A 26,751-nucleotide genomic window follows, 5' to 3' on the forward strand; every position below is an offset into this window, starting at 1 on the left:
GGAGCTCAAGGTGAGCAAGGCGATCGGGTTCTTCGAGCCGGGCGGGCCGGAGGTGCTGCGGCTGATCGAGGTGGACGAGCCGCAGGCCGGGCCGGGACAGGTGCGCGTCCGGGTCAAGGCGGCCGGCGTGCAGCCGTACGACGTCGCGGTGGTGGAGGGGTGGGTCCCCGCAGGCGTGGACCCCGGCTTCCCGCGGATCCCGGGCAACGAGTTCGCCGGGGTCGTGGACCGTGTGGGTGCGGGAGTGACCGGTTTCCTCCCGGGGGACGAGGTCCTCGGCTACGGCAGGCTCAACGGGTACGCCGAGCAGGTGGTGGTCCCGGCCGGCCAGATCACGGCCAAGCCGCCCGCCATGTCCTGGGAGGTCGCGGGCGGTTTCCCCGCCGGGGCGCTGAACGCCTACGTCGCGCTGCGGGAGCTGGGCGTGGGCGCGGGCGACACGGTGCTGATCCACGGCGCCGCCGGCGCGGTCGGCGCCGTCGCCGTGCAGTTGGCCCGCCGGTCGGGTGCGACGGTGGTCGCCACGGCCCGCGAAGCGCAACACGACTACCTGCGCGCACTCGGCGCGCTTCCCGTCGGCTACGGCGACGGCTTCACGGATCGGGTACGGGCCCTGGCGCCGGAGGGGGTGGACGCCTCCCTGGACGGAGTCGGCGGTGAAGCCCTCGACGCCACCCTCGACCTCGTCAAGGACCGGGACCGCATCCTCACCCTGGTCGAGCATGGGCGGGCGGCGGAACTCGGCATCCGCACCATGCCGCCCGACCGCTCGCCCGCGTGGCTGGCCGAGCTCGCCGACCTGTACGCCCGGGGCGAGCTGACCGTCCATGTCCGTGCGACGTTTCCGCTGTCCCGGGCGGCCGACGCGCTGCGGGCGTACCAGGCGGGGAACGGTCGCGGGAAGATCGTCATCCTCGTCGACTGACCCGCCCGCCATCGCTGTGCACACTCGCCGGCCGAGGCCGGCAGGACGAACGGGGACGAGACCATGGAGTACACCGACGCCGAGCTGGCCAGGCAACCGATCGGCTACTGGTCCGGGGCCGCGCACCGGGCGATCATCGCCTGCATCCGGGGCGAGCTGGCCGCCCTCGGCCTCTCCCAGCCCCAGTACTGGGTGCTGCGTTACCTGTCGGCGGGCGACCTGTCGCCCGACGGCCAGGGCCTGACCCTCGCGGAGCTGACCGACAGGGTACGGACCTACCTGGGCGACCGTGACGACCTGGAGGCGGATGTCGCGGACCTCCTGGAACGCGGGTGGATCACCCGGGACGCCGGCCACCGGTTGTGGATCACGGAGGCCGGGAAGGAGGCGCACGCCCGGGGGAAGGCGCACGCGCCGGGGCTGCGGGCACGCATCCACGACGGCATCGACGACGCCGACTATGTGACCACGCTGAAGGTGCTGCGCCGCATGATCCGCAACGTCGGCGACGACCCGGACGCGTCCGGCACCTGACGTCCAGGCCCGGGGAAACACCTGGCCGGGAAAAGGAGCGGCCCCCCGGACTGCCCAAGCCGGGGGGCCTTCGATGTGCCGCCATATGTGGTGCCGGCGTCTTTTAAGAGGGCGGATCAGCTCTTACGACGTGCGCCCTGCCATTGGGCCACCGGGGCAGGAAAGAGCCCCGGGCCGGATTCGAACCGGCATCTCAACCATCAAAGTCCACCCTCGTTCGATCCGGCACTCGACGGCGATACTGAATCTGGAGCGAGAATCTGAATGTGATCGGCCGCCTCTGCCAATTGGGCTACCGGGGCACGTAGGCGCCCCGGGAAGGATTCGAACCTTCGCTTGAACCGTCGGTCAGCTTCAGCCTCAGCCTCAGCTTGCGCTCCTGGCGCACCCTCGCACGATGGCGAGGGGGTTCATGGCGCCTACCCGAGCAGGTAGGCGAACACCCTGTCGCCGATCTTCTGATCGGTGACACCGGTGCCGTTGGCTTCCTCGCGGGCGTACTTCACCGCGTCCTGCAGCTTCTGCACGCGGACCAGCAGCTCGTTCACCCGGCGCTGCGGCAGGGCGCCGGAGAAGGCGACCTTCGTCCAGTAGCCGACCACGACGTCCTCGGTGAACACCTGCACCTGGGCGGGGTGCTTGTCCGTCGCCTCGGCGAGGACGTGGTTGCGCGGCACCTTCTTCGTCCGGGTCGTCCTGACCGGCTCGGTCCGCCACGTGTCGGTGTTCTCGTCCACGCTCCACGTCTCGGCCGGGTCGAGGACCGGCAGCTTGGAGATGAACGCGTGCACGTCGGTGAGCTGCTTCTCCAGGAACAGCAGGTACGTCACCGGGACGTCCTCCAGGAGGACCGTGCCGTCGATCCGCACGCTGGCCCTGGCCGCGCAGTTGGCCCAGTCCTTGGTCGCGGTGACGTCGAAGAGCCTCGTCAGCGCCGTTCCGACATCCTTCAGCACCTCGCCGGCCTGTACCTGGACGCGGGTCGATTCGGAGGGAAGCTGCTCGCCCTCGTCGTCGATAGGCTGATAAGTGCGCGAAATACCCGACAGAAGCGGCGTCTTCTGGATCGCGTGATATGCGTCCGTCACCTTACGCTGGACGTCGGACTTCACGCCTTTCTCGACGGCGAGGATCTGATTGAGCTTGGTCACAACACGACCTTAACGCCATAGAGCATCGCAACACACCTGAATTACGGCCGATCCAACACGTGAGTGGAAATGTCGTTATATGTGGCTGGGTTCGATGGCAATCCGGCGGGAAGTCGTCCGCCATTCCTCCGACGGGAGCGCGTCCTTCCTCGCCGGGGTGGCAGGGGCAGCGGTGGTCGCGTTGCCGCCGGACAGGACGGCGACGACGGGGCCGGGGGGCAGGGTGGCCCGGTGGGTGAGGTAGGCGGCGGTGGCGACCGCGCCGCTCGGTTCGGCGCGTTCACCGGTCTCCCGGGTGAGCAGGCCGGTGGCGTACTCGATGCTCTCCTCGGTCACGGTGAGCATGTCGTCCACGTATCGGTGGATGTGTTCCCAGGCCAGCGCGCCGAGGACCGGGGCGCGGAGGCCGTCGGCCCGGGTGCGGTAGGTGTCCTGGACCGGCCACTCGGTGCGTCGGCCGGCGCGGAAGCTGGCCGCGCCGTCGGCGGCCAGCTCGGGTTCCACGCCGATCACCCTGATGGCCGGATCGAACGCCTTGGCCGCCACCGCGATCCCGGCCAGCAGGCCGCCGTTGCAGACCGGCACCAGGATCGTGCCCGGCGCCCGGGGGCCGTAGCCGCCGGAGCCGGGGCCGCTGGAGCAGTCCGGCAGGTCTGCGGCTATCTCGGCGCCGGCGCTGCCGTGCCCGGCGATGATGTCGAAGTCGTCGGAGCGGACCACCGTGGCGCCGAACCGGTCGGCGAGGGCCAGGCAGGTGACTTCCCGCAGGGCGGGGGGCGCGATCACCACCTCGGCGCCGAGCCGGCGGGCGGCCGTCACCTTCAGCTCCGGCGCGGTGTCCGGCAGCACCACGGTCGCCCGCATCCCGTGCTCGGCCGCGGCGTACGCGATGGCCTGGGCGTGGTTGCCGGAGGACTGGGCGACGACGTGCCCGACCCCCCGCCCGGCCAGGCGCGCCACGGCGTTCACCGCGCCGCGTACCTTGAACGAGCGGGTGGGCTGCCGGTTCTCGGGTTTGATCCACAGGCGTTCGCCGGGCACCCGCAGCAGCGGGGTGCGCCGGACGTGGGGCGCGATCCGGGCCGAGGCGGCGGTCACGTCGGCCGTCGTCACGAGGTTCATCCGTTCAGCACCTTCCGCTGGATGGCGTCCAGGTCGGCTTCGGCCGCGGGGGGCGGCGCCGCGTCGGGGACGAGGTCCTCCAGGTGGCGCAGCGGGCGATACCGCAGCCCGAGCAGGCCCCAGAGCACCAGGAACACGCCGCTGGCCAGCAGCACCACGGCGGCGCCGCCACCGGGGCCGGAGGCGTACCCGTCGGCCCAGCCGGCGAGCGGGCCGGCGGCCAGGAAGCCGAGCGGCTGCATGGCCGTGGCGAGCATGACGTTGACGGCCAGCACCCGGCCCTGCAGCTCGGGGCCCACCTTCACCTGGATGATGGACAGCCAGTGGGCGTTGCCGATGCTCATGCAGGCCAGCCGGACGAACAGACCGGCCGCGATCAGCCACACCGCGGGCCACACGCCCATCAGCACCACGCCGACGCCGGACCCGACCACGAAGCCGATCATGCCGGTGGCCCGGCGCCGGGTACCGCCCCACACCAGCACCACGCCGGCGCCCACGGCCGCGCCGAGACCGCCGGCCGCGGTCACCGCGCCCAGGGCGGTCTCCGACCCGATGGCCAGCACGACCGGGGTGACCAGCACCCACATCAGCGCGGTGCAGAAGTTGACCACCGCGAAGTAGAACGCCATCACCAGCAGCGGCGGGCGCCGGCGCAGGAACCGCCAGCCGCCGGTCAGCGCCGCCTGGAACGTCTCCTCGCGGCGGTGGAACAGCCGGTCGGGGAAGCGGACCACCAGCAGGGTCACCACGCCCACGGCGAACGTGACCACGTCGACGGCCACCACCGCGGACAGCCCGAACAGGCCGATCAGCGCGCCTCCGGCGAGCGGCGCCACCACGTTCCCCGCCCCGAATCCCAGGTTGGCCAGGGCGTTGGCCTGCGGGAGGTACGGCTTGGGCACCAACTGGGCGATCGCGGCCAGATAGGCGGGCTGCTGGAACGCGGTGACCACCGAGGTGACGCCGACGATGGCGCACACGTTCCACAACGCCAGCCCGCCGGTGGTCATCAGCAGGACGAGCGCCACCATGGCCAGGCCGGAGATCGCGTCACAGGCCAGCATGACCTTGCGCCGGTCCACCCGGTCGGCCAGCGCGCCGCCCAGCGGGGTGAGCAGCACGGCCGGGATCTGGGACAGCATCGTGACCAGGGCCAGGTCCAGGATCCGGCCGCTCTGCTGGTAGGCCCAGACGCCCAGCGCGAACGAGCTGAGCGCCGTGCCGATCGCGGAGACGATCTGCCCGCCCGCGACGGTGTAGAAGGGGCGCAGCCCGGTCTTCCCCGAGGCGCGCACCGGGTCGGGCAGCCGCCCGGACGCCCAGTCCCGCAGGCGTCCGATCAGCAGGTCGGCCAGCGGTTCGGCCTGGTGCCGCAGGAAGTAGTGCCCGGCCCGGGGCAGCACGGCCAGCTCCGCCCGGGGCGCGAAGGCCGCCCACTCGGCGTAACGCTCCTCGTGCAGCTCGGTGGCCCGGTCGCGTTCGCCGACCACGCACAGGATCGGGGCGGCCAGCGGCCGGCCGTCTCCGGCGAGCTCCCGGGTGAACCACTCCTGCGCCTGGTCGGCGTCGTGGCGCATGGCCCGCACCGCGGTGCGCTTGGCGGCCTCGTCCATGTCGTCGAGCAGGCCGCCGGAGGCGCGCAGCGCGTCCCGGAACATCCGGTCGGAGACCCAGCGGTCACCGCCGAAGAGCCGCCGGGCCAGGCCGGGCAGCTTGGCGGTGGGGAAGCTGCCGGCCGCTATCACGCCCAGCACCGGGACGCCGTCGGCCTCCAGCCTGCGGGCCAGCGCCACCGCGGGCGCGGAGCCGACGCAGTGCCCGTAGATCGCGATCGGGCCGGACGCGGCCTTGGCCACCTCGGCGGCCAGCGCGTCCACGAGACCGGCGAGCGGCAGCGGCGTCTCGTCCGGCCGGGCCGGGTCGTGGCCCGGCGGCTCCACCGCGAGCACCTCCACCCGGTCGCCGAGCGCCCGGGCCAGCGGCTGGTACACCGCCGCCGACCCGCCGCCGTACGGCACGCACACCAGGGTGAACTCGCTGGCGGGGCCGCCGCCGAGGCGGTGCAGGAGCCCGCCGCCGTCCCGGTCGTCCAGGAACGCGGCCAGCTCGGCGACCGTCGGCCGGGTGAACAGGTCGATCACCCGCAGCCCGTGGCCGATCTCCTTGACCGCGCGCACCGCGGCGAAGGAGTCCCCGCCCAGGGCGAAGAAGTCGTCGTGCGCGCCGACCTCGGTCACGTCGAGCACCCTGGCCCACGCCCTGGCGACGAGTTCCTCGCCGGCGGTGCCCGGGGGCGTGAACTCGGTGACCTCAGGTCGCGGTTCCGGCAGGGCGGCCCGGTCCACCTTGCCGTTCGGGTTGAGCGGCAGCCGGTCGAGCACCACGAGCTGCGCCGGGACCATGTAGTCGGGCAGCCGCTCGCGCAGCGCGGACCGGACCGCGGGCGGGTCCACGGCGCTTCCGGCGGCCGGGGTCACCCAGGCGGCGAGCTGCCGGGCCCTGCCCTCGCCCGTCGGCAGCACCACGGCTTCGGCGATCTGTGGCAGGGCCCGCAGCGCGGTGCTCACCTCGCCCAGCTCGACCCGGTAGCCGCGCACCTTGACCTGGTCGTCCACCCGGCCGCGGAACTCCACCTGCCCGCCGGCGGTGACCCGCAGCAGGTCGCCGCTCCGGTAGCAGCGTCCCTCACCGGTGACCGGGTCGGGGACGAACCGTTCCGCGGTCAGCTCCGGCAGGCCGATGTACCCGCGGGTGACGCCGGGGCCGCCGACCACGAGCTCGCCCGGCACGCCCACCGGCACCGGCCGCAGGTTCGCGTCCACCAGGTGCCCGTACACCCCAGGCAGGGGCCGGCCGAGCGGCACGATCCCGGTGCGGTGCCCGGCCGGGATCTCCTCGGTGTCGCAGACGAGGCAGATCATCGTGGACTCGGTGTGCCCGTAGTGGCTCTGGATCCGCAGTCCCGGCCGCGCGGCCCTGGCGCGTTCCACCAGGTCCCACGGGCACGCCTCGCCGGCCAGGATGAGCAGCCTGCCCGGCAGCACGGCGGCGAGGTCGCCGCCCGCGGCCAGCAGTTCCAGGTGGCTGGGCACGCACTTGACCACGTCGACGTGGTGCTCGCTCAGATAACCGGCGAACGCGGCGGGGTCCATCGCGGTCTCCCGCGGCACCAGGTGCACCGTCCCGCCCGTGGTCAGCGCGCCGAACACGCAGGTGAGCCCGAAGTCGGCGGCGGGCGTGGAGACGACCGCGTACGAGCCGCCGGGCACGTCGATCCGGGGCAGCATGCCGCGCAGGTAGTTCAGCACCCCGCGGTGTTCGGCGGCCACCGCCTTGGGCGTGCCGGTGGAGCCGGAGGTGAAGATCACGTGGTGCAGGTGCTCCGGCCGCACCTCGACCCGTGGCCGGGTGTCCGGCAGGGACGGCGGCCGGTCCAGTGTGAGCACCTTGCGACCGGGTCCGGCACGGTCGGCGAACTCGGCCGTGGTGACCACGGCGGACACCCCGGCCGCGTCGAGCATGGCGGCGATCCGGGCGGGCGGGTAGGCCGGGTCCAGCGGCAGGTAGCCGCCGCCGGACTTCTGGATGCCGAACAGCGCGCAGGCCAGGCCCGCCCCCGGCTCCAGGAGCACGCCGACCGGCTGGTCGGCGGCCACCCCGGCGGCCAGCAGCCAGTGGGCGATCCGGTTGGCGACCCGCTCCAGCTCGGCGTAGGTCAGGCCGCGGTCCGCGCCCACCACGGCGGGCGCGTCGGGGGTGGCGTCCACCCAGTGCTCGATCAGCCGGTGCACCGGCAGGTCGGCCGCGTCCTGCCGCGGCTCACCGGCCAGGACCGGACCGGTCACCGGCGCGAGCGGCCACGCGCCCACCGGCGCGTCCAGGTCGGCGAGCATCCCGTCCAGCAGGGCCACATACCACCGGGTGAACCGTTCCGCGGTGGCCGCCTCGAACAGGTCGGTGCGGTATCCGAGCCCGCCGCGCAGCGGCCGGCCCGGTCCCGCGTCGATCACGTGCCAGTTCAGGTCGAACTTCGTGGTCTGCTCGGGCGACCGGATCTCGGTGACCTCCAGGCCGGACAGCTCCGGCAGGCCCCCGTCGGTGACGTAGTTGAGCATCACCTGGAACAGGGGAGTGGCGGCCAGGTTCCGTTCCGGGCGCAGCCGGTCCACCACCCGGTCGAACGGCGCGGCGACGTGGGCGAGGGCGCCCAGCGCGGCCTCCCTGACCCGGGCCAGCAGTTCGTGGCCGGTCGGGTCGCCCGCGACGTCGGTGCGCACCACCACCGTGTTGAGGAAGCAGCCCACCACGCCCTCGGTGTCCGGGTGGTCCCGGCCGGAGACCGGCACGCCGACGGCGATGTCGGATCCGGCCGACAACCGGGCCAGCAGGGCCTGCAACGCGGCCAGCAGCACGATGAACGGCGTCACGCGGTAGGCGGTGGCCACCGCCCTGACCCGCTCGCTCAGCTCCGCGGGCAGCTCCAGGTCCACCGAGGCGCCGCCGGGGTCGGCGACCGCGGGCCGCGGCCGGTCGGTGGGCAGGTCCAGCACCGGCGGCAGGCCGCGCAGTCGCTCGGCCCACCAGTCCAGCTCGGCCAGGTCGGGCACCGGGGCCACCTGGGCGTACTGCGCGGGCGGCGGTTGCGGCGGCGGGCACAGGCCGAGCCGGGCCGCGTACAGCGCGGACAGCTCCGACAGCAGCAGGCCGCGGGTCCAGGCGTCGGTGGCGACGTGGTGGAAGGTGAGGGAGAGCACGTGCTCCTCATCCCGGAGATCGTCCACCCGGACCAGCACGGCCCGCATCGGCGGCTCCCTGTCCAGCGTGAACGGCGTGGCGAGGTGCCCGGCCACCGTGTCCTCGACCCGTGACCGCTCGACGCGCACCATGGACACCGGCACCGCCTCGGCCGGCCGTACCACCATGACCGGTTCGGCGCCGGAGTCGTCGATCACGCCGCGCAGCACGTGGTGCCGTTCGGCCAGGTCGCGCACCGCGCCGAGCAGCGCCTCCTCCCGGACCGGCCCGCGCAGCCGCAGCGCCACCGGCACGTTGTACGCGGTGCTCGCGGGCTCCAACTGGGCCATGAACCAGAGCCTGGCCTGCGCCCCGGACAGCGGGACCGGCCCGTCCGACGGCGCCCGCCGGGTCCTGACCGCACGCTCCCGGCGGGGCAGGGCGGCGGCCAGGTCGGCGAGCACCGGGTGCTCGAACAGCAGCCGCACCGCGACCGGCGCGCCCAGCCGCTCCCGCAGCCGGCCGGCCACCCGGGTCGCGGCGAAGGAGTGCCCGCCGAGCGCGAAGAAGTCGTCGTCGGCCCAGAGCGTGGACCGCTCCAGCACCTCGGCCCAGACCTCGGCTACCAGGTGCTCCAGCGGTGTGCCGAGCGGCACCCGGGCCGCCGTGCCGGTCGTCTCGGGAACCGGCAGCGCGGCGCGGTCCACCTTGCCGTTCGGGGTGAGCGGCAGGGCCGCCAGCACGCCGATCGCGGCCGGCACCATGTAGTCCGGCAGCCGTTCCCGCAGCGCGGCCCGGACGGCCGCCGTGTCCACCGCGCCCGCGGCCGGGGTCACCCAGGCGGCCAGCCGCCGCCCGGCCCCGGAGCCGACGGGCTGCACGAACGCCTCCGCCACCTGCGGAAGGGCCCGCAGCGCCGCGGTGACCTCGCCCAGCTCGACCCGGAAACCGCGCACCTTCACCTGGTCGTCGATCCGGCCCAGGAACTCCACCAGCCCGGCCGGGTTCACCCGCACCCGGTCCCCGGTGCGGTACCAGCCGCCCGTGAACCGTTCCTCGGTCAGGTCCGGCCTGCCCAGGTAGCCGCGGGCCACGCCGGGGCCGCCGATCCACAGCTCTCCCGGCACGCCGGGGGGCAGCGCCCGCCCGGCGGGGTCCACCACCCGGCACACGACGCCGGCCAGCGGCCGGCCCAGCGCGACCGCGCCGGGCGGCGCCTCGGCCGCGTCGCAGCCCAGGGCAGACACCGTGGTCTCGGTGGGCCCGTAGTGGATCTGCACCGCGAGGTCCGGCCGCGCCTCGCCGATCCGCGCCACCAGGTCGGCGGGCACGGCCTCCCCGGCGAGGATCAGCAGCTTCGCCGGCAGGGCGGTCATGCCCAGGAGTTCGAGCTGGCTGGGCACCATCTTGACCGCGTCCACCGGGTGCGCGGCCAGGTAGGCGGCGTAGGCGGCCGGGTCGGTGGCCGTCTCGTGGTCGATCAGGTGCAGCGTGGCGCCCGAGGTGAGCGCGCACAGCACGTTGGTCAGCCCCAGGTCGGCCGCGGCCGTGGACACCAGGGCGAAGGAGGTCAGCCCGGCGGGGAGGCGTCCGGCGACCGCGCCCAGGTAGTGGGTGATCTGCCGGTGCTCCACGGCGACCCCCTTGGGCCGCCCGGTGGAACCGGAGGTGTAGATCACGTATGCCAGGTGGCCGGGCGGCACGGCCACGTCCGGGCGGTGCCCGGGCTCCGCCGCGGCCTGCGCGATCTCCGGCTCGGTGAGCACGATCCGGGCCCCGGCGTCGGCCAGCACGGCCTCGGTGCGCCCGGCCGGGTAGACCGGGTCCAGCGGCAGGTAGGCGGCTCCGGCCTTGAGCACCCCGAGCAGGGCGACGACCAGCTCGGGCCGCCGCTCCAGCAGCACGCCGACCGGTTCCTCCGGGCGCACCCCGCGGGCCAGCAGCCAGTGCGCCACCTGGTTGGCCCGCCGGTCCAGCTCCGCGTAGCTGAGCGAGCCGACCGCGACCGCGCCGGGCCGGGCGTCGGCCACCCTCTCGACCAGCGCGTGCAGCGGCAGGTCCACCGGGAGGCGGTCCGCGGCCGGGCCGCGCAGGTCGGAGCCGGCGGGCAGCAGGACGGGCGCGTCCGGATCGGTGAGCATCCCGTCCAGCAGCGCCAGGTACCACTCCACCAGCCGCCGGGCGGCGGGCTCGTCGAACAGGTCCGTCCGGTAGCGCAGTTCACCGGTGAACCGGGTCCCGTCGTCGCCGAGTTCCAGGTTCAGGTCGAACTTGGCCGTCGGCGCGGGCAGCGGTTCGGCCCGCGTCCCGATCCCGGGCAGGTGCGCCGGGGCGCCCGCGTCGTACAGGTTCAACATCACCTGGAACAGCGGGGTGACCGACAGGTTCCGCTCCGGCCGCAACCGTTCCACGATCCGCTCGAACGGCGTGCGGGCGTGCGTGAACGCGTCCAGCGCGGACGCCTTGGCCCTGGCCAGCAGTTCGGCGCCGGTGGGGTCGCCGGAGGTGTCGGTGCGGATCACCAGGGTGTTGATGAAGCAGCCCACGACCCGCTCGGCGTCCGGGTGGTGCCGGCCGGCGTGCGGCACTCCGACGGCGATGTCGTCGGAGCCGGACAGCCGGGACAGCAGTGCCTGCAGCCCGGCCAGGAACACCATGAACGGCGTGGCGCCGGGCACCGCGCGCACCTTGGCGGACAGCGCCTCGGACACCTCGACGCCGATCGCGGCGCCCCGCCCGTCGGCCACGGCCGGGCGCGGCCGGGCGGTGGGCAGGTCCAGCACCGGCGGCAGGCCGGCCAGCCGGTGGGTCCACCACTCCAGGTCGGCCTCGGGCTGCCCGGCCTCCCACGCGGCCACGTCGGCATACTGCAGGGCCGGAGGCGGAGGCGGCGGGGCCACGCCGATCGCGGCGGCGTAGAGGGCCGAGAGGTCCTGTGACAGCAGGCGTTCCGACCAGGCGTCGGTGGCGATGTGGTGCAGGGTCAGCAGGAGTACGTGGTCGTCGTCGCCGGTGCGGAACACCGTGGCCCGCATCGGCGGCTCGGCGTCCAGCCGGAACGGGCGCCACGCCGCGGCGGCCAGCTCCCGGTCCAGGTCGCCGGGGTCCACGTCCACCACCGAGACCGGCACGTCGGCCACCGGCCGCACCCTGTCGCCCGCCACGACGCCGCGCAGGATCCAGTGCCGCCCGGCCAGGCCGGACAGCGCGGCGGTGAGGGCGGCGACGTCCAGCGGGCCGGTCAGCCGCAGCGCAAGCGGCACGTTGTAGGCCGGGGTGTCCGGCTCCAGCTGGGCCAGGAACCACAGCCGCTCCTGGGCCGGCGACAGCGGCATGTCCTCGGCGGACAGCGCCGGGATGCCTCCTGTGCCGGGGATCTCCACCGCGGCCCTGGCGGCGGTCAGCCGGGACCGGAGCAGTTCCGCCATCCGGTCCTCTCGAACCTCGGTCATGCGTCGCTCCCGTTCGTCAGTTCGGTGACCAGCAGTTCTTCCAGACCGGCGGCGAAGTCGGCGAGAACCGGCCGGTCGAACAGCAACCGCACCGGAACGGCCAGTCGCAACGTCTCCCGGAGCCGCCCGGCCACCCGGGTCGCGGCGAAGGAGTGCCCGCCGAGGGCGAAGAAGTCGTCGTCGGCCCAGATCGTGGGCCGCTCCAGCACCTCGGCCCAGACGGTGGCGACCAGGTGTTCGGCGTCGGTGCCGGGGGCGACCCGGGCGGCCCGCGGGAGGCCGGCCGGGTCGGGCAGGGCCGTCCGGTCCACCTTGCCGCTCGGCAGCGTGGGCAGTTCGGGCAGCGCGACCCACCGGCGGGGCACCATGTGCGCGGGCAGCCGGGCGGCGACGTGCCGTTCGACGGCGGCGAGGTCGGCCGTCTCCGGCACGGCGTAGCCGACCAGGTGCGCCTGCGCCCCGGAACCGGCCACGGTCACCGCGCCGTGGGCCACCTCGTTCAGCACCGTCTCGATCTCGCCGAGTTCGATCCGGTAACCGCGTACCTTCACCTGGTGGTCGCCGCGGCCGTGGAACTCCAGCCTCCCGTCCGGCCGCAGGCGGACCAGGTCCCCGGTCCGGTAGCACCGGCCGCCGGGCGTGAACGGGTCCTCGACGAACGCCGCCGCGGTCAGGTCGGGCCTGCCCCGGTAGCCCCTGGCGACGCCGGCGCCGCCGAGCAGCAGTTCACCCGTCGTGCCGGGTGGCACCAGCCGCAGTTCGGCGTCGACCACGTAGGCGCGTTCTCCCGGCATCGGCACGCCGATCGGCACCCGCCCGTTCTCGTGCGGGCGCACCCGGTGCAGGGTCGAGGTGACCGTGGCCTCGGTGGGCCCGTAGGCGTTCCACAGCTCGCCGACCCGGGCCAGGATCTGCCCGGCGAGGGCCGGGTCCAGCGTCTCCCCGCCGACCACGGCCCGCAGCGCCGGGCCGCCGGTCCAGCCCGCGGCCAGCAGCATGCGGTACGTGGTGGGCACCAGGTCGATCACCGTGCTCCCGCTGATCGCGAGCACCCCGGCCAGCGCGTGCCCGTCCACGGCCGTGGCCCGGTCCACCACCACGCTGGTGCCCCCGGCGGCCAGCACGCTCCACAGCTCGGAGGCGGACGCGTCGAAGGTCAGCGGCGCCACGGCCGGCTGGACGTCTCCCGGGCCGAGCCGCAACGCGCCGGTCATCCCGGCGACCAGGGCCGCGAGCGCGCCGTGGGTGACCTCCACGCCCTTGGGCGTCCCGGTGGAGCCGGAGGTGTGCAGCACGTAGGCCAGGTCCTCGGCCGTCACCTCGGGCAGGTCCACCGGTCCGGCGTGCCCCTCCGCCAGGCGGTCGAGATCCAGGGCGGCGATGTCCGGGGCGGCGATGTCCGGGGCGGCGATGTCCGGGGTGGTCAGGTCCGGGGTGGGCGGGTTTGGGGGGAGCGGGTGCGGGGTGGTCAGGTGTGGGGCCGTCACGTCGCCTCGGGTGAGTACCAGGCGCGCCCCGGCGTCCCGCGCGAGCAGGCGCAGCCGCTCGGCCGGGTGCTCGGGGTCCAGCGGCAGGTACGCCGCGCCCGCCCGCCACACCGCCAGCAGCGCGGCCGGCATGAGATGGTCGCGCGGCAGGCACACGCCCACCACCTCGCCCCGAGTCACCCCGTGGGCCACCAGCGCCGCCGCCACCCGCCCGGACCACTCGTCCAGTTCGGCGTGGCCGAGCGAAGAACCGTCCGGCCCGACCACGGCCGTCCCCTCCGTGTGCGCGGCCAGCGCCCTCGGCACCGTGGGGAGGCCGTCCGGCAGCTCGGGACCGGCGGCGGCGGCCAGCAGGGCGGCCCGCTCGTCCGGCGTGACCAGGTCGAACGCGCGCAGCGGCCGGTCCGGGTCGGCGAGCGCGCAGGACAGCAGCCAGACCAGCCGGTCCAGGTAGGCCCGCGCCCGGACCGCGTCCAGGTGGGCCTCGGCGTACTCCACGTGCAGTTCGGCGCCCGCGGCGGTCCGGTTGACCAACACGCCGAGCTCGTGGACGGCGGCGCCCGAGCCCAGCTCGGTGAGCAGTTCCAGGTCGCCGAGACGCACCGGCACGTCCGCGTGCTGCATGGCCAGCAGCACCGGGGCGCGGGGCAGGGCGGCGGGCGGGACCTCCTGGTGGACCAGTGCCCGCGTGCTCGCGGCGGCGGCCTCCCTGACCAGGTCCCTGAAGGTCTTCGCGCCGGCCGGCCGCAGCCGCACCGGCAGGGTGTCCACCAGCGGGCCGATGACCCCGGTCAGCTCCGGCCGGGCCCGCCGCGCCGCGACCATCCCGACCAGCGTGTCCGGCTCGCCGCCGGCCAGGGCCAGCGCCGCCAGGTACACCGCGTACGGCGTCGCGCCGCACTCCCGGGCCAGCGCGCCGACGCCGGAGACGAACCCCGCGGGCAGCGGCCGGAACACCCGGCCCGCCGTCAGGTCCGCGGGCGGCGGGCCGGCCACCGGGGCGCCGGCCAGCTCGGTCCGCCAGAACTCGCGCAGCCGCGCGGAATCCCGCTGTTCCCCCTGCTGCGCGGCCACGTCGCCGACCTGGACCGCCGGACCGGGAACCGGCTCACCGGCGAGACCGGCGGCCAGCTCGCCCATCAGCACTCCGGCCGAGCCGCCGTCGAAGGCGATGTGGTCCACGACGACGACCAGCTCGGCCGTCCCGTCGTCCATCCGGCACACCTCGGCGCGGATCAGCGGCACCTCGGCGGCCAGGTCGAACACGTGCGCCGCCGCCGCCCTGGCCACCTTCTCCGGGTTCTCGCCCACGGCGTGCTCGACCAGCGGCACCGCGACCGGCGGGTGCACCACGGCGTACGGCAGGCCGTCCTCGCCGGTGGCGAACGTGCTGCGCAGCACCTCGTGCCGGCGCACGACCGCGTCCAGGGCCGCGCGCAGCGGCGCGACGTCGCGCAGGCCGCGCACCCGCAGCCGGACGCCGACGGTGGTGACCGGGCTGTGCGGGTGGAGCCGGCGGAGGGTCCAGAACTCGCGTTGCGTGCCGGTGAGCGGATGCCGGGTCCGGCCGCCCTGGCGCACCGGCGCAGGTCCGGCCTCGCGGAGCCGGGTGGCCAGGCCGGCCGCGGTCGGGTCGGTCAGGAAGGCGGCCAGCGGCACGGTGCGCCCCAGCCGGCGGGACAGCTCGGTGACGACCCCGGCCGCGGACAGGGAGTGCCCGCCCAGGTCGGTGAACCGGTCGTGCACGCCGACCTCCGGCAGCCCTAGCACGCCGGCGATCACCTCGGCCACCAGGCGCTCGTCGTCGGTGCGCGGCGCGACCGGCGCCGCGCCGCCCGCCCGGACCGCGCCGAGGGCGGGCAGGGCGGCCCGGTCCACCTTGCCGGTGGGCGCGATCGGGAGGTCCTCGACGACGCCGATCCGGGTCGGCACCAGGTGGTCGGGCAGCCGGGCGCGCAGCCAGTCCCGCAGCTCGGGCTCGCCGGTCCCGGTGGCCGCCACGTGCGCGACCAGATAGGCGATCCCGTCGTCGTCCGTGGCGGCCAGCACGACCGCCCGGCGTACGGCGGGATGCCGGTCCAGCACGGCCTCCACCTCGCCCAGCTCGACCCGGTAGCCGCGGATCTTGACCTGGTGGTCGGCCCGCCCGGCGTAGCGCAGCTCCCCGTTCACCCGGCGGACCAGGTCTCCGCTGCGGTAGACCCGGCTGCCGTCCGGCTCGGTGCGGAACGCGGACGACTCCCGCCCCAGGTAGCCGCGGGTCACCCCGGGCCCGCCGATCCACAGCTCGCCCAGCTCGCCGTCCGGGACGTGGCCGCCGTCCTCGTCGCGGACGGAGAACACCGCGCCGGCGGTCGGCTCGCCGAGCGGCGGCTCTCCTACGTAGTCCCGGGGCACCTCGACGCCCGCGCAGGCCGTGGTGCACTCGGTCGGGCCGTACAGGTTGAGCAGCCGGCGCACGCCGGGGTTGGCGTAGATCCGCCGCACCAGGGCGGAGGTCAGCGGCTCGCCGCCGGAGAACACCGCGCGCACACCGCCGGGCAGCGGCTCGCGCAGCAGCACCGACAGCGCGGAGGGGACCCCGTAGACCGTGGTCACCTCGTCCCGGGCCGGCAGGGTGGGCAGCGCGAGGACGTTGTCCGCCAGGATCACCGTCCCGCCGGCGACCAGTGGGACGAAGATCTGCGTGATCGAGGCGTCGAAGCAGATCGAGGAGCCGGCCAGCATGCCGCCCAGCTCCTCGGCGGTGTACGCCGACGCCTCCCAGCCGAGCAGGTTCATGGTGTTGCGGTGCTCCACGACGACGCCCTTGGGTGTGCCGGTGGAGCCGGAGGTGTAGATCACGTACGCCGCGTCGCCCGGTTCGCCGGGTACGTCCATCGTCCAGTCGTCCGGCGTCACGTCCTCGACGTACACGGCCTCGGCCCTGGTCAGGGCGGCGGTCTCGCGCAGCGCGGCGGAGGTGAGCACGGCGGCGACGGCGGCGTCCTGGGCCATGAACCTCAGCCGCTCGGCCGGGTAGGCGGGGTCCAGCGGCACGTAGGCCGCGCCCGCCTTCCACACTCCCACCAGCGCGGGCACCAGCCACTCGTCGCGTTCCAGGCACACGCCGACCAGGTGGCCGCGTCCGATGCCCCGCCCGGCCAGGGCGCGGGCGACGTCGTCCGCCCTGCGGTCCAGCTCGGCGTAGCTGAGCCGGACGGTGCCCGCCACGACAGCCGTGCGTTCCGGCGTGCGCCGGCTCTGCGCCTCGATCGCTTCGTGGACGCGACCGGGTATGCCGTTCCCGTCGCTCGCGGCCGGACGACGGCATGCCGCATCGAGGCGTGTCACATCAACGATCACTTCGTCCTCGTCTTCCCCAGCAAGATCCTGTGCGCTGACCGAGAATGCCCCCCAGTGATCAGCGTCTGCGGCACAGATCCTGAATTACGAGACTTGCAGTCACCTTGGAGTGCGGTTGCAGTCGTGGTGGGAGGGGATAAAGGCGCCCAGAGCGCCCGCGACCGGCCCTTCCGCGCCGCCCGAGCAGCCCGGCTGGGCCTTTACCGTCGCTTATGCCATCACTGCCGTCTCGACAAGAACGGGCGGACCGGATCACTCCGGCCCGCCCGCGGGCGTGTCGGCATGAGTCAGGTGAGGGGCGGGAAAGCGGTGGTCACGGCCATCCGTGCGCCGCTCGCCGGGCACACCCCTGGCATGCCGTGCGCACTCCGCAGGCGATATTCGCCGCCATTACCGGATGACGTGAGTTCGCTTACTCCAGGGAAAGGGATCGGCAATGGGATTTCTGACATGCGTGTTGACATAAAGGGTTTCTCGCGTGCGACCCCGATGGCCGAGAGGGCTAATTCGGCTTCGGCGTTTCCGGTTGGGCGCCGGAGGTGAGGCGGTGGGCGCGGCGGACGATCTCGTCGTGCCAGGGGGCCGGGATCACGGCGAACCGCCCCTCCCGGACGGCTTCGAGGGCCTCGGCGGCGACGGCCGCGGGATCCTCGCCCTCGGCGGACATGGCGGTGCGGACCAGGGCGGGGCACACGACGGTCACGCCGATCGGAGTGCCGGCCAAGGCCAGGGCGGACTGCTCGGCGAGGGTGACGACGGCGTGCTTGGAGGCCGCGTAGGCGCCGCCGGCGGGGAAGGTGGCCAGCCCGGCCAGGGAGGCGGTGATCAGGAGGTGGGCGGGGCGCCCGGCGGCGAGCAGCCGGGGGACGAAGGCGCGCAGTCCGTTGACGACGCCGCGCACGTTCACCGCGAAGACCCGGTCCCAGTCCTCTGGGCCGACCTCCCATGGCGCGCCCAGGTCCCCGCCGACGACGCCCGCGTTCAGGCACACCAACTGGACGTCCGGCACGGCGGCGGCCAGCGCTTCCATGGCGCCGGGGTCGGAGACGTCGGTCCGGACGGCCGCCGCCCCCAGCTCCAGGGCGACCCCGGCGAGGGCCGTCTCGTCGATGTCCGCGAGGACGACCCGGGTCCCGGCCGCGTGCAACCGGGTGGCCAGGGCCCTGCCGATCCCGCTCGCGGCACCGGTGACGACGGCGGTGGTGATGTCCATGACCTGCTTCCGGTGGGGCTCCGCTGGATGCCCAGATTATCCGCGTCCGCCGGGCCTGCGTCCGCCGGGCCCGGCGCGGTGTCACGGGTGGACGGATGGTTGCCCCGGATCCGGGACGGGTGGAACTCGTCGCCCTCGGGATCGCGGCGGGCGGTACCCGGGTCCGCTATGCCGGGTCGGCGGGGAGGGTCAGGTGCCAGGCGTGCGGTTCGACGGTCCAGGTGCGGGCGGTGTACGGGCCCGTGAGCTCGCCGTCGATGTTGACGTGGACCGGGGGGCCGGACAGGCGGACCCGCCTGCCGCGCACCGTGACGACCTCGGGGCGGGCGTCGTGCCGGCCGAGGCGGAGCAGGACGCCATACGCCAGGCGCTGGAACGGGCCGACGGCGAAGGAGACGACGACGTCGGCGAGCCGGTCGGCGGGGTGGGCGTCGGGGGTGAGCGGGGTGCCGCCGCCGATGGTCCTGCCGTTGCCGATCCCGGCCATCAGCACCCGGCGCCGCCCGTCGGCCACGACCTCGCCGTCCACCTCCACTCTCAGCGGCAGCCCCCTGGTCCGCGTCCCGGCGATGACGCTGCCCACCGCGTAGGCGAACCGGCGCAGGTACGGCTTGAGCGGCGTGGCGGTCTGGGCGGCCTCCACGCCCACCCCGGCGTGCACGGCGTTGACCACGATGCCGCCGTCGTCGTCGCGGAGCAGGTCCAGCGGGCGGGCCTCGCCCAGGGCGGCCACCCGTGCCGCCTCCACCGGGTCCAGCGGTACGCCGAGGCCGCGGGCCAGGTCGTTGCCGGTGCCCAGCGGGACCAGCCCGACCGTGCGCGAACCCAGTTCGCCGCGCTCGGCGAGGGCCGCCACCAGGCAGTGCAGCGAACCGTCCCCGCCCAGCGCCACCGGGTCCCGCTTCGGGTGCCCGGCCAGCAGTCCCGGCAGCTCGGCCGGGTCGCCGATCCGGGCCTCCACCGTGTCGGCGTGCTCCGCCAGCACGGCGAGGACGCGTGCCAGGACCTCTTCGTCGGCGCCTCCGGCCGAGGAGTTGACGATGGCGAGCAGTCGCCGCATCCCGGTCCCCTTTCCAGCGATGTCCACCGCGACTACCCGGTCCCGCGCCCGCGAACCCCGCGTGGCGTGTCCCGGCGCCGCGCACCACGGGAGGGCCCGCCCGTCCCGGCAAGCCGTCGCCGCCCGTCCCGGCAAGCCGTCGCCGCCCGTCCCGGCGAGCCGTGGGCGCCCGTCCCGGCGAGCCGTCGGCGGGCTCCGGTGGCCGGGCGCGGGATGGATCAGGCGGCGTCGGGCGGCAGGGGAGCGCGCCAGAGCCGTTCGCCGTGGTGGAACTCGTCGGTGGGTTCCAGGCCGACGCGGCGGGCCACGGCGGCGGAGGCGGTGTGGTCGGGGTGGATGTGCGCCACGATCTCCACGATGCCGCGGGAGCGGAGCCAGGCGACCATGGCCCGGGCGGACTCGGCGGCGTACCCCCGGCCCTGCCAGGCGAGGCCGACCACCCAGGCGATCTCGGCGCGCCCACCGTTCTCGGTGACCGTCGCCTGCACGTAGCCGACCGCCCGCCCGCCGGCCGTCGTGCGGATGATCCAGTTGTGCCACTCCTGCCGGGGGTCCGGGGACCCGGCGGCCTGCCGGGCGTAGCGGTGGCGGAGCTGCTCCAGGGTGGGCGCGGAGCCGCCGATGAAGGTGTAGAGGGCGTCCCCGGCGAGCACCTCGGCCATCTCCGCGGCGTCGGTCTCGGCCAGCGGGGTCAGGTGGACGCGGCCGGCGGTCAGGGGAGGGGTCCTCACGGTGTCGAGAGTGTAGAGGTCGTACGCCCGCCGCGGAGCCGGAACCGGAGCTTGTCCCATCCGCCCAATTAATCACTTCGGCATATCACAGAAACAAAGATCGCCATTGGTAACGATCTTCTTGGACGCGTACTTCGGGGGCAGAACGCGCACAAGGAGAACGTTGATGACCCGCAACGGTAGAAGGCTCGCGTCAGTCACCAGTCTGGTCCTTTTCACCGGGATGGCCGTCGTGTCCACCGGCGGTGCGGCGCAGGCGGCCCCGGAGCCCCCGCCGACCCCGGCGGCGGCCGTGGCGAAGCAGGGCGGCAAGCCGAGGATCGTCGTCATCGGCACCGGCGGCACGATCTCCGGGGTGTCCGACACCAGGGTGAGCTTCCAGAGCTACCGGTCCGGCCAGCTCAGGATCTCCGACATGGTGGGCGAGCTCCAGCCGGAGATCGGCCAGGTCGCCGACGTCTCCACGGTGCAGTTCGGCAACAAGGGGTCCGGCGGTTACACGATCAAGGAGTACTACGACCTCACCAAGGCCGTGGACAGGGAGCTGGAGCGGGCCGACGGCGTCGTCGTCACCACCGGCACCGACACGATGGAGGAGTTCGGCTACTGGCTGGACCTCACCGTGCGCAGCCGCAAGCCGGTGGTGCTGACCGGCTCGATGCGCCCCTGGACGGTGATCGGCACCGACGCCCCCGCGAACCTGTACAACGCCATCACCCTGGCCGCCAGCGGCAGGACCGAGTGCAACGGCGCCGTGATCATGCTGAACGACGAGATCCAGGCGGCCCGCGACGTCACCAAGACGAACGCGCTGCGGATGGACACCTTCCAGTCGCGCGAGGTCGGCGTACTGGGCTACGTCGACGAGACCAGGATCCGGATGCTCCGCTCGACCCCGCGCGCGCAGTACTGCGAGGACGCGAAGAAGTGGGCGACGCCGTTCGACCTGAAGCGGGTGGACCGGGAGAAACTGCCCAGGGTGGAGATCGTGTACGGCTATCAGGAGGCGGGCGGCGAGGCCATCACCGCCTTCGCGGACGCCGGGGTGCGCGGCATCGTCACCGCCGGGACCGGCTCGGGCGGCGTCTCCGGCGCGCAGAGCGCGGCCCGCGCCGCCGCCGTCGCCAAGGGCGTGACGTTCGTCAGCACCACCAGGACCGGCACCGGCGCGGTGTACGGCGGGTCCGACGGGGTCGTCCCCGGCGAGGACCTGCTGCCGCAGAAGGCCAGGCTGCTGCTGCTCCTGTCGCTGGCCAGGACGAGCGACAGGAAGACCATCGGCGAGTGGTTCGCCACCTACGGCGTGCCGCAGTTCTCCGCCGGATGACCGGAATCCGGTAGGAGGGCGGCCGGTGCCCTCCTACCGGCGCGGTGTCTCCCTGGCCCCCGAGGCGGGGAGACGGGTCCGCTCAGACCGCGGCGGCCATGATGCTGCGCACCCGGGTCGCCGTGGTGACGGCCTGGACCGTCTCCGGCGGGTAGAGCGCGCCGCCCATGTAGATGCCGTCGCGGGTGAACCGGGAACGCGACGAGACGGCCTCGGTGGCGGTGAAGTGCAGCTCGGTGGCCCCGGTCTCGCGGGCCACCCGGGCGGCGGTGGCCTCGGTGATGCCGCCCGCGGGCAGGATGATGATCCGCCCGCCGGCCTTCCCGACCAGCTCGGCGATCAGCTCGGAGCCCTCCAGCGCGCTCGGCGCCGCGCCGGAGGTGAGCAGCCGGTCCACACCCAGCGAGATCACGTCCTCGAACGCCGCCAGCGGGTCGCGGGCCACGTCGAAGGCGCGGTGGAAGGTGACGCTCAGCGGGCGGGCGGCCTCGACGAGCCGCGCGCACAGCTCGGTGTCGATCTCGCCCTCCGGGGTCAGCGCCCCGATGACGACGCCGTCCGCGCCGGCCGCCTTCACGGCCTCGATGTCCTCCAGCATCACCTCCACCTCGGACGGGGTGTAGATGAAGTCCCCGCCGCGGGGCCGGATGATGACGTGGACCTTGATCCGGCCGGCCGCGACGGCGACCGCCTCCTTGATCATGCCGAGGCTCGGCGTGATCCCGCCCTCGAACAGGCCGGCGCAGAGCTCGACCCGGTCGGCCCCGGCCTCCGCCGCCGCGGCCACGCCGTCAGCGGATTCCAGGCAGATCTCGTAGCGCACTTTCTTGGGTTCCTTTCGAAGAGGATCAGAGGAGTTCGGGCGTGAGGTCGGGGGAGGTCATATCGGCGTCGAACGGGAACAGCGGACGCCGTACACCGTGGTGGCCGAGCCGCAGCAGGTCCTGGTCCACCCCGCCGGGCGTGAGGGCGAGCAGCCAGTCGGCCGCCAGGTCGTACAGCTCCGGCTCCAGGTAGCCGATCTTGACGATCACGAGGTCGGTCTCCGCAGGGGCGAGCCCGAGCCGGGTGAAGTCGGCGATCTCGTGGTACGGCTTGCGCAGCGAGGTCAGGATGACCCGCAGCCCGCCGGTCTCGATCACGGCGATGTCGCCGCCCACCGGGTCGTCGCGCAGCAGCGAGTACACGGTGCCGGTCAGCTCGACCGGTCCGGCCGGGCCGGGGTCGATCTTGCCGCCGGCGTAGACGGTCACCGTGGCCCCCTGACCGGCGGTGCGCGCGACGGCGACCGCGTCCGGGTCCACGATGCTCGCGTAGATGCCGCTCACCGCGCCGGAGCGGAGCTCGTCCACCTCCAGCAGCCGGCCCAGCGTGGCGGACACGTCGCCGGCCCCGCCCGCGGTCGGGTTGTCCCCGGAGTCGCTGATCAGAAAGGGCTTGGCGCCGGCGATGGCCGCCGTGACGCACTCGTCCAGGGTGCCGGTGGGGGCGACGAAGGCGAAGTCGTCCCTGGCCGCCCAGTAGGACTCGGCCAGCGTGCGGGCCTGCTCGGTGATGACCTCGGCGTCGTCGCCGGTGACCACCACGGCCGCGCGGCAGCGGGGCTCGTCGGCCCACGCGTACCCCACCCAGATCGCCGCGTCCAGCACGCCGGGGAGCGCCTCCACCTCGGGGACGCGGGCGTAGATGCCCTTGGCCGGCTCGATGCGGGTGCTGGTCTTCTCGCCGGGCAGCAGCACCGGCACCTGCACCCACGCCTTGAGCGGCCGGCCGCCGTCACGCAGCCGGGCCACGAGGTTGCGGGCCGCGCGCTCCTTGGACTCCCAGGCGTCCTCGTGCGGCGCCATCCGGTAGCAGGTGATCAGGTCCACGGTGGTGGCCAGCTCGCGGGAGACGTTGCCGTGCAGGTCCATCGAGGTGGAGATCAGGGTGTCCGGCCCGACCGCCTCGCGGACCGCCCGCGCCAGGCCGGCCTCGGCGTCGGTGCGGCCGACCACGCTCATGGCGCCGTGGATGTCGAAGAACAGCCCGTCCAGCGGGCCGGCGGCCTCGGCGCGTGCCACGATCTCGGCTTCCAGCGCGTCGTACACCTCGGGCTCGACCGCGCCGCCGGGCAGCGAGACCGCGTGCAGCAGCGGCACCCAGGTGACCTCGGCGCACCACGGGCGCGGCTCCTGGATCCACGGGTACCGGGCCAGCAGCGCCTCGTCGCGGGTGACCCTGAAATCGGGCAGGCGGGTGCGATGCGGCGAGAAGGTGCTCGACTCGATCGCGATGCCGGCGATGCCGATGCGCAGTGGTGTCACGGGTTCTTCCTTGATTCGTGGTGCGATTCGTGAATGCGGTTCGTGGGTGCGGTTCGAGGGGTCAGGAGGCCGGCGCGGGCATGCCCTGGTCGATGACGAGCCTGCCGATGCCGAGCAGCCCGGCGTCCGGCCCCGCGGTGCTCTCCCCGATCTCCAGCTCCTGGGTGGTGAGCGGCAGGCAGCGCTCGTAGAGGACGCCGCGGGCGGCGGCGACGAAGAGGTCGCAGCCGCTCAGCGCGCCGCCGAGGATGACCGCCTGCGGGTTGAAGAAGTTGACCACCGTGGCCAGCACCTCGCCGAGCTGGCGACCGGCGAAACGCAGGTTCGTGGTGACCGTGGGGTTGCCGTCGTGGGCGAGGCGCACCAGGTCGGCGGTGTTCCGTACGGCGACGCCGTCCCTGCGGACGGCCGCGACCAGGGCGGCGCCGCTGGCGATGGTCTCCAGGCAGCCGAAGTTGCCGCAGCTGCACGGCTGGTCGCCGCCGGCCGGGACGCGCAGGTGACTGATGTCGCCGGCGACCCCGCGGGCGCCGCGGTGCAGCCGGCCGTCGGTGACGACGGCGGCGCCGACGCCGGTGCCCGCCTTGATGAAGACGAAGTCGCGCAGCTCACGCCCCCGGGCGACCGCCTCGCCCATGGCCATCAGGTTGGCGTCGTTCTCCACGACCAGCGGCGCGCCGAACCGTGCGGCCAGCCAGTCGCGGACGGAGAAGCCGCTCCAGCCGGGCATCCGGGACGGGCCGACCACCACGCCGGTCAGGCCGACGGGCCCGGGCAGCCCGACGCCGATGCCGCGCACCGGCCGGCCCGCGCACAGCTCGCCGAGGGCCTCCGCGACCCGTTCCAGGACCGGTGCCGGACCGGCGGCGATGTCCAGGTCGATGTCCTCGATCCTCTGCGGTCGTCCGGTGCCGTCCAGGACGGCGACCCGGCCGTGGTGGCCGCCGAGGTCGGCGCCCAGGATCACGCCGTCGCCGTCGCGGACGGAGAGCAGGCGGGGCCGCCGCCCGCCGCGCGAACTTCCTTCGCCGGATTCCTCCAGCAGGCCGGAGTCGAGCAGCTCCTGGACGTGGGCCGACACCGTAGAGGGGGCCCAGCCGAGCACGCGGGACAGTTCCGCGCGCGAGGTGGCCTGGCCTGACGCGACGAGCCCCATGATCTGTGCGGCCGACATGGTGGCTCCTTCACTTCTGTGATCCACGGTTGCGATCCAACCATGAGCCTCGATCATCGATACCTGCCCGAACTAAGTGGCAACTTACTTCGGAAACGAACGTTGTCGAGGCAAGCTGAGCTGGACGATAGCAAGCGCGCTGGCCCTAGTCCACCAGGAGACGGACATATCGGACGTGTTACGACCGAGTTACCTGGGCCTCCTGTGCCTACTTTCTTCGATCGAAGGTTGTTTTCGTTCAAAGTTGCGATGTATCGTCGCCGCCAACGTCTAGCCGAACTTCGCAGACGAGGCACCTCGCATCAGGAGCACCGATGAACAGACCCCTGCCATCCCTTTTGAGGGCTGCCCGCCCGCTGGCCGTACTGGGCGTGGCCGCGACCCTCCTGGCGGCCGGATGCTCCTCGGGCGACGGTTCGGCCCCGGGCGGCGGATCGGCGAGCGGCGGCAAGCCGCAGCAGGGCGGCTCGATGACCTTCGCGATGCCGCCGAACGCCACCCCCAACTGGATCTTCCCGATCGGCACCCCCGGCCACAGCGCGAGCTACAACGGCGCGATCCGGCAGCAGGTCTTCCTCCCGCTCTACACCTTCAACGGGAACGACAGCAGCAAGCCGGACATCAAGGCGGGCGCCGCCGAACTGCCGGAGTACTCCAGCGACGGCAAGTCGGTCACCATCACGCTGAGGGACAACCTGACCTGGGCCAACGGCCAGAAGGTCACGTCCAGGGACGTCGAGTTCTGGTTCAACCTGGTCAAGTACAACAAGGAGAAGTGGTCCGCCTACAACAAGGGCCAGTTCCCCGACAACGTCGCCAAGTTCACCGTGGTGGACGACAAGACGTTCAAGATGGACCTCACCCGGGCCTACAACCCCGACTGGTTCACCGCCAACCAGCTCGTCCGGATGTCCCCGATGCCGCAGGCGGCCTGGGACATCCAGCAGGCGGGCGGCCAGGTCGGCGACTACGACCGCACCGAGGACGGCGCCAAGAAGGTCTTCGACTACCTGATCGGCGAGGCCGGGAAGCTGTCGGAGTACGCGACCAACCCGCTGTGGAAGGTCGCCAACGGCCCCTTCACGGTCAAGGAGTTCACCACCACCGGCCAGGTCACCCTCGCCAAGAACCCCAAGTACACCGGGGACGACGCGGCCCACCTGGACAGCATCACCTTCAAGCCGTTCACCTCGGCCCAGGCCGAGTTCAACGTGCTGCGCTCGGGCGGCGTCGACTACGGGTACATCCCCGCGCTGGCGCTGTCGCAGCAGAAGACGATCGAGGGCATGGGCTACTCGGTCAAGCGGTGGGACGGCTGGGCCATCACCTACATCCCGTACAACTTCAACAACCCGGAGATGGGCCCGGTCTTCAAGCAGCTCTACATCCGCCAGGCCGTGCAGATGTCGGTCGACCAGGACACCATCAGCAAGGTCATCTGGCACGACCAGGCGACCCCCGGCTACGGACCGGTGCCGCAGATCCCGCCGTCCTCCTACCAAGGTGAGGGCCAGAAGACCAACCCCTACCCGTTCGACGTCGAGAAGGCCAAGGCGCTGATCGCCTCGCACGGCTGGGAGATCCAGAACGGCGTGGCGACCTGCACCAAGCCGGGCACCGGCGACGACCAGTGCGGCGAGGGCGTCGACCAGGGCACGCAGCTCAAGTTCGAGCTGCTCACCCAGAGCGGCAGCACCGAGACCGACAACATGATGCAGGAGCTCCAGTCGTCCCTGTCAAAGATCGGCGTCGCCCTGACGATCAAGTCGGAGCCGCTGAACTCGGTGCTCGACCACTCCCCGGTCTGCAAGCCGGCCGACTCGACCTGCTCCTGGCAGCTCTCCTTCTTCGGCACCTCGGGCAGCTGGTACTACCCGGCCTACCCGAGCGGTGAGGAGATCTTCGCCACCGACGCCGGCACCAACCTGGGCAGCTACAGCGACCCCAAGGCCGACGAGATCATCGAGCGGACGACCAGCTCCACCGACTCCACGGCGATGCAGGAGTACAGCGACTACCTGGCCAAGAACCTGCCGGTGATCTGGATGCCGAACCCCGCCTACCAGGTGTCCGCCATCAAGAACACCATCGGCGGCGTCGAGCAGGACCCGATGGCCGGCATGACGCCCCAGCGCTGGTACCTGGTCAAGTAACCGATCCGCCCGGGACGGCCACCCCGTCCCGGGC

Annotated in this window: 14 protein-coding genes and 1 tRNA gene; 4 read left to right on the forward strand and 11 right to left on the reverse strand. The window is 73.6% G+C overall.

Annotation, left to right across the window (positions count from 1 at the left end):
* Nucleotides 1-10: 10 nt before the first annotated feature.
* Both QSK26_RS27370 and QSK26_RS27375 read left to right on the forward strand, forming a co-directional pair.
* Nucleotides 11-925: a quinone oxidoreductase family protein gene (locus tag QSK26_RS27370; protein WP_285778136.1), complete on the forward strand. Its 915-nt coding sequence runs from the start codon at nucleotides 11-13 to the stop codon at nucleotides 923-925.
* 63 nt (nucleotides 926-988) lie between these two features.
* Nucleotides 989-1,459: a MarR family winged helix-turn-helix transcriptional regulator gene (locus QSK26_RS27375; protein ID WP_285778137.1), complete on the forward strand. Its 471-nt coding sequence runs from the start codon at nucleotides 989-991 to the stop codon at nucleotides 1,457-1,459.
* Nucleotides 1,460-1,624: 165 nt separating this feature from the next.
* Here the strand turns inward: QSK26_RS27375 and QSK26_RS27380 are convergent.
* The 8 genes from QSK26_RS27380 to QSK26_RS27415 form a co-directional block, all read right to left on the reverse strand.
* Nucleotides 1,625-1,761: transfer RNA gene (locus QSK26_RS27380), tRNA-OTHER, on the reverse strand.
* Between the two features lie 117 nt (nucleotides 1,762-1,878).
* Nucleotides 1,879-2,610: a DUF7873 family protein gene (locus QSK26_RS27385; protein ID WP_285778138.1), complete on the reverse strand. Its 732-nt coding sequence runs from the start codon at nucleotides 2,608-2,610 to the stop codon at nucleotides 1,879-1,881.
* Nucleotides 2,611-2,685: 75 nt separating this feature from the next.
* Complete coding sequence (locus tag QSK26_RS27390) at nucleotides 2,686-3,732, reverse strand: threonine ammonia-lyase (protein ID WP_285778139.1); 1,047 nt, start codon at nucleotides 3,730-3,732, stop codon at nucleotides 2,686-2,688.
* Entirely contained in the window at nucleotides 3,729-11,921 is an 8,193-nt protein-coding gene (locus QSK26_RS27395) for a non-ribosomal peptide synthetase/MFS transporter (RefSeq protein ID WP_285778140.1), read from the reverse strand. Before QSK26_RS27395 ends, QSK26_RS27390 begins: the two co-directional genes overlap by 4 nt.
* The gene (locus QSK26_RS27400; RefSeq protein ID WP_285778141.1) at nucleotides 11,918-16,741 is read right to left on the reverse strand and encodes a non-ribosomal peptide synthetase; all 4,824 of its coding nucleotides are present in this window, start codon (nucleotides 16,739-16,741) and stop codon (nucleotides 11,918-11,920) included. Before QSK26_RS27400 ends, QSK26_RS27395 begins: the two co-directional genes overlap by 4 nt.
* 514 nt (nucleotides 16,742-17,255) lie before the next feature.
* Nucleotides 17,256-17,966 (reverse strand): SDR family oxidoreductase, encoded by a 711-nt coding sequence (locus QSK26_RS27405; protein ID WP_285778142.1) that lies wholly within the window; start codon nucleotides 17,964-17,966, stop codon nucleotides 17,256-17,258.
* Between the two features lie 166 nt (nucleotides 17,967-18,132).
* Nucleotides 18,133-19,026 carry a diacylglycerol/lipid kinase family protein gene (locus tag QSK26_RS27410; RefSeq protein ID WP_285778143.1) on the reverse strand — a complete coding sequence of 298 codons (894 nt, stop codon included), beginning with the start codon at nucleotides 19,024-19,026 and terminating at the stop codon, nucleotides 18,133-18,135.
* 218 nt (nucleotides 19,027-19,244) lie between these two features.
* Complete coding sequence (locus tag QSK26_RS27415) at nucleotides 19,245-19,757, reverse strand: GNAT family N-acetyltransferase (protein WP_285778144.1); 513 nt, start codon at nucleotides 19,755-19,757, stop codon at nucleotides 19,245-19,247.
* A gap of 166 nt (nucleotides 19,758-19,923) precedes the next feature.
* Here QSK26_RS27415 and QSK26_RS27420 point away from each other — a divergent pair, with 166 nt between their 5' ends.
* Entirely contained in the window at nucleotides 19,924-21,084 is a 1,161-nt protein-coding gene (locus tag QSK26_RS27420; protein ID WP_285778145.1) for an asparaginase, read from the forward strand.
* A gap of 82 nt (nucleotides 21,085-21,166) precedes the next feature.
* Here the strand turns inward: QSK26_RS27420 and QSK26_RS27425 are convergent, their stop codons facing one another.
* The 3 genes from QSK26_RS27425 to QSK26_RS27435 form a co-directional block, all read right to left on the reverse strand.
* Nucleotides 21,167-21,907, reverse strand: coding sequence for a copper homeostasis protein CutC (locus QSK26_RS27425; protein WP_285778146.1), 741 nt, complete (start codon nucleotides 21,905-21,907; stop codon nucleotides 21,167-21,169).
* Nucleotides 21,908-21,932: 25 nt separating this feature from the next.
* Nucleotides 21,933-23,390: a M81 family metallopeptidase gene (locus tag QSK26_RS27430; protein WP_285778147.1), complete on the reverse strand. Its 1,458-nt coding sequence runs from the start codon at nucleotides 23,388-23,390 to the stop codon at nucleotides 21,933-21,935.
* A gap of 61 nt (nucleotides 23,391-23,451) precedes the next feature.
* Nucleotides 23,452-24,564, reverse strand: a complete 1,113-nt coding sequence (locus tag QSK26_RS27435) for an ROK family transcriptional regulator (protein WP_285778148.1) — start codon at nucleotides 24,562-24,564, stop codon at nucleotides 23,452-23,454.
* 314 nt (nucleotides 24,565-24,878) lie between these two features.
* On the opposite strand from QSK26_RS27435, the gene QSK26_RS27440 reads away from it, so the two are divergent.
* Entirely contained in the window at nucleotides 24,879-26,717 is a 1,839-nt protein-coding gene (locus QSK26_RS27440; protein ID WP_285778149.1) for a peptide ABC transporter substrate-binding protein, read from the forward strand.
* Nucleotides 26,718-26,751 lie beyond the last annotated feature (34 nt).

This window comes from Microtetraspora sp. NBRC 13810 (assembly GCF_030268685.1).
Classification (GTDB): domain Bacteria; phylum Actinomycetota; class Actinomycetes; order Streptosporangiales; family Streptosporangiaceae; genus BSRQ01.

Bases quoted from the DNA above. Each gene is read 5' to 3' on its own strand.
- QSK26_RS27375 (WP_285778137.1), top strand. From the start codon at position 989: ATGGAGTACACCGACGCCGAGCTGGCCAGGCAACCGATCGGCTACTGG.
- QSK26_RS27390 (WP_285778139.1), bottom strand. From the start codon at position 3,732: ATGAACCTCGTGACGACGGCCGACGTGACCGCCGCCTCGGCCCGGATC.
- QSK26_RS27395 (WP_285778140.1), bottom strand. From the start codon at position 11,921: ATGACCGAGGTTCGAGAGGACCGGATGGCGGAACTGCTCCGGTCCCGG.
- QSK26_RS27405 (WP_285778142.1), bottom strand. From the start codon at position 17,966: ATGGACATCACCACCGCCGTCGTCACCGGTGCCGCGAGCGGGATCGGC.
- QSK26_RS27410 (WP_285778143.1), bottom strand. From the start codon at position 19,026: ATGCGGCGACTGCTCGCCATCGTCAACTCCTCGGCCGGAGGCGCCGAC.
- QSK26_RS27420 (WP_285778145.1), top strand. From the start codon at position 19,924: ATGACCCGCAACGGTAGAAGGCTCGCGTCAGTCACCAGTCTGGTCCTT.
- QSK26_RS27435 (WP_285778148.1), bottom strand. From the start codon at position 24,564: ATGTCGGCCGCACAGATCATGGGGCTCGTCGCGTCAGGCCAGGCCACC.
- QSK26_RS27440 (WP_285778149.1), top strand. From the start codon at position 24,879: ATGAACAGACCCCTGCCATCCCTTTTGAGGGCTGCCCGCCCGCTGGCC.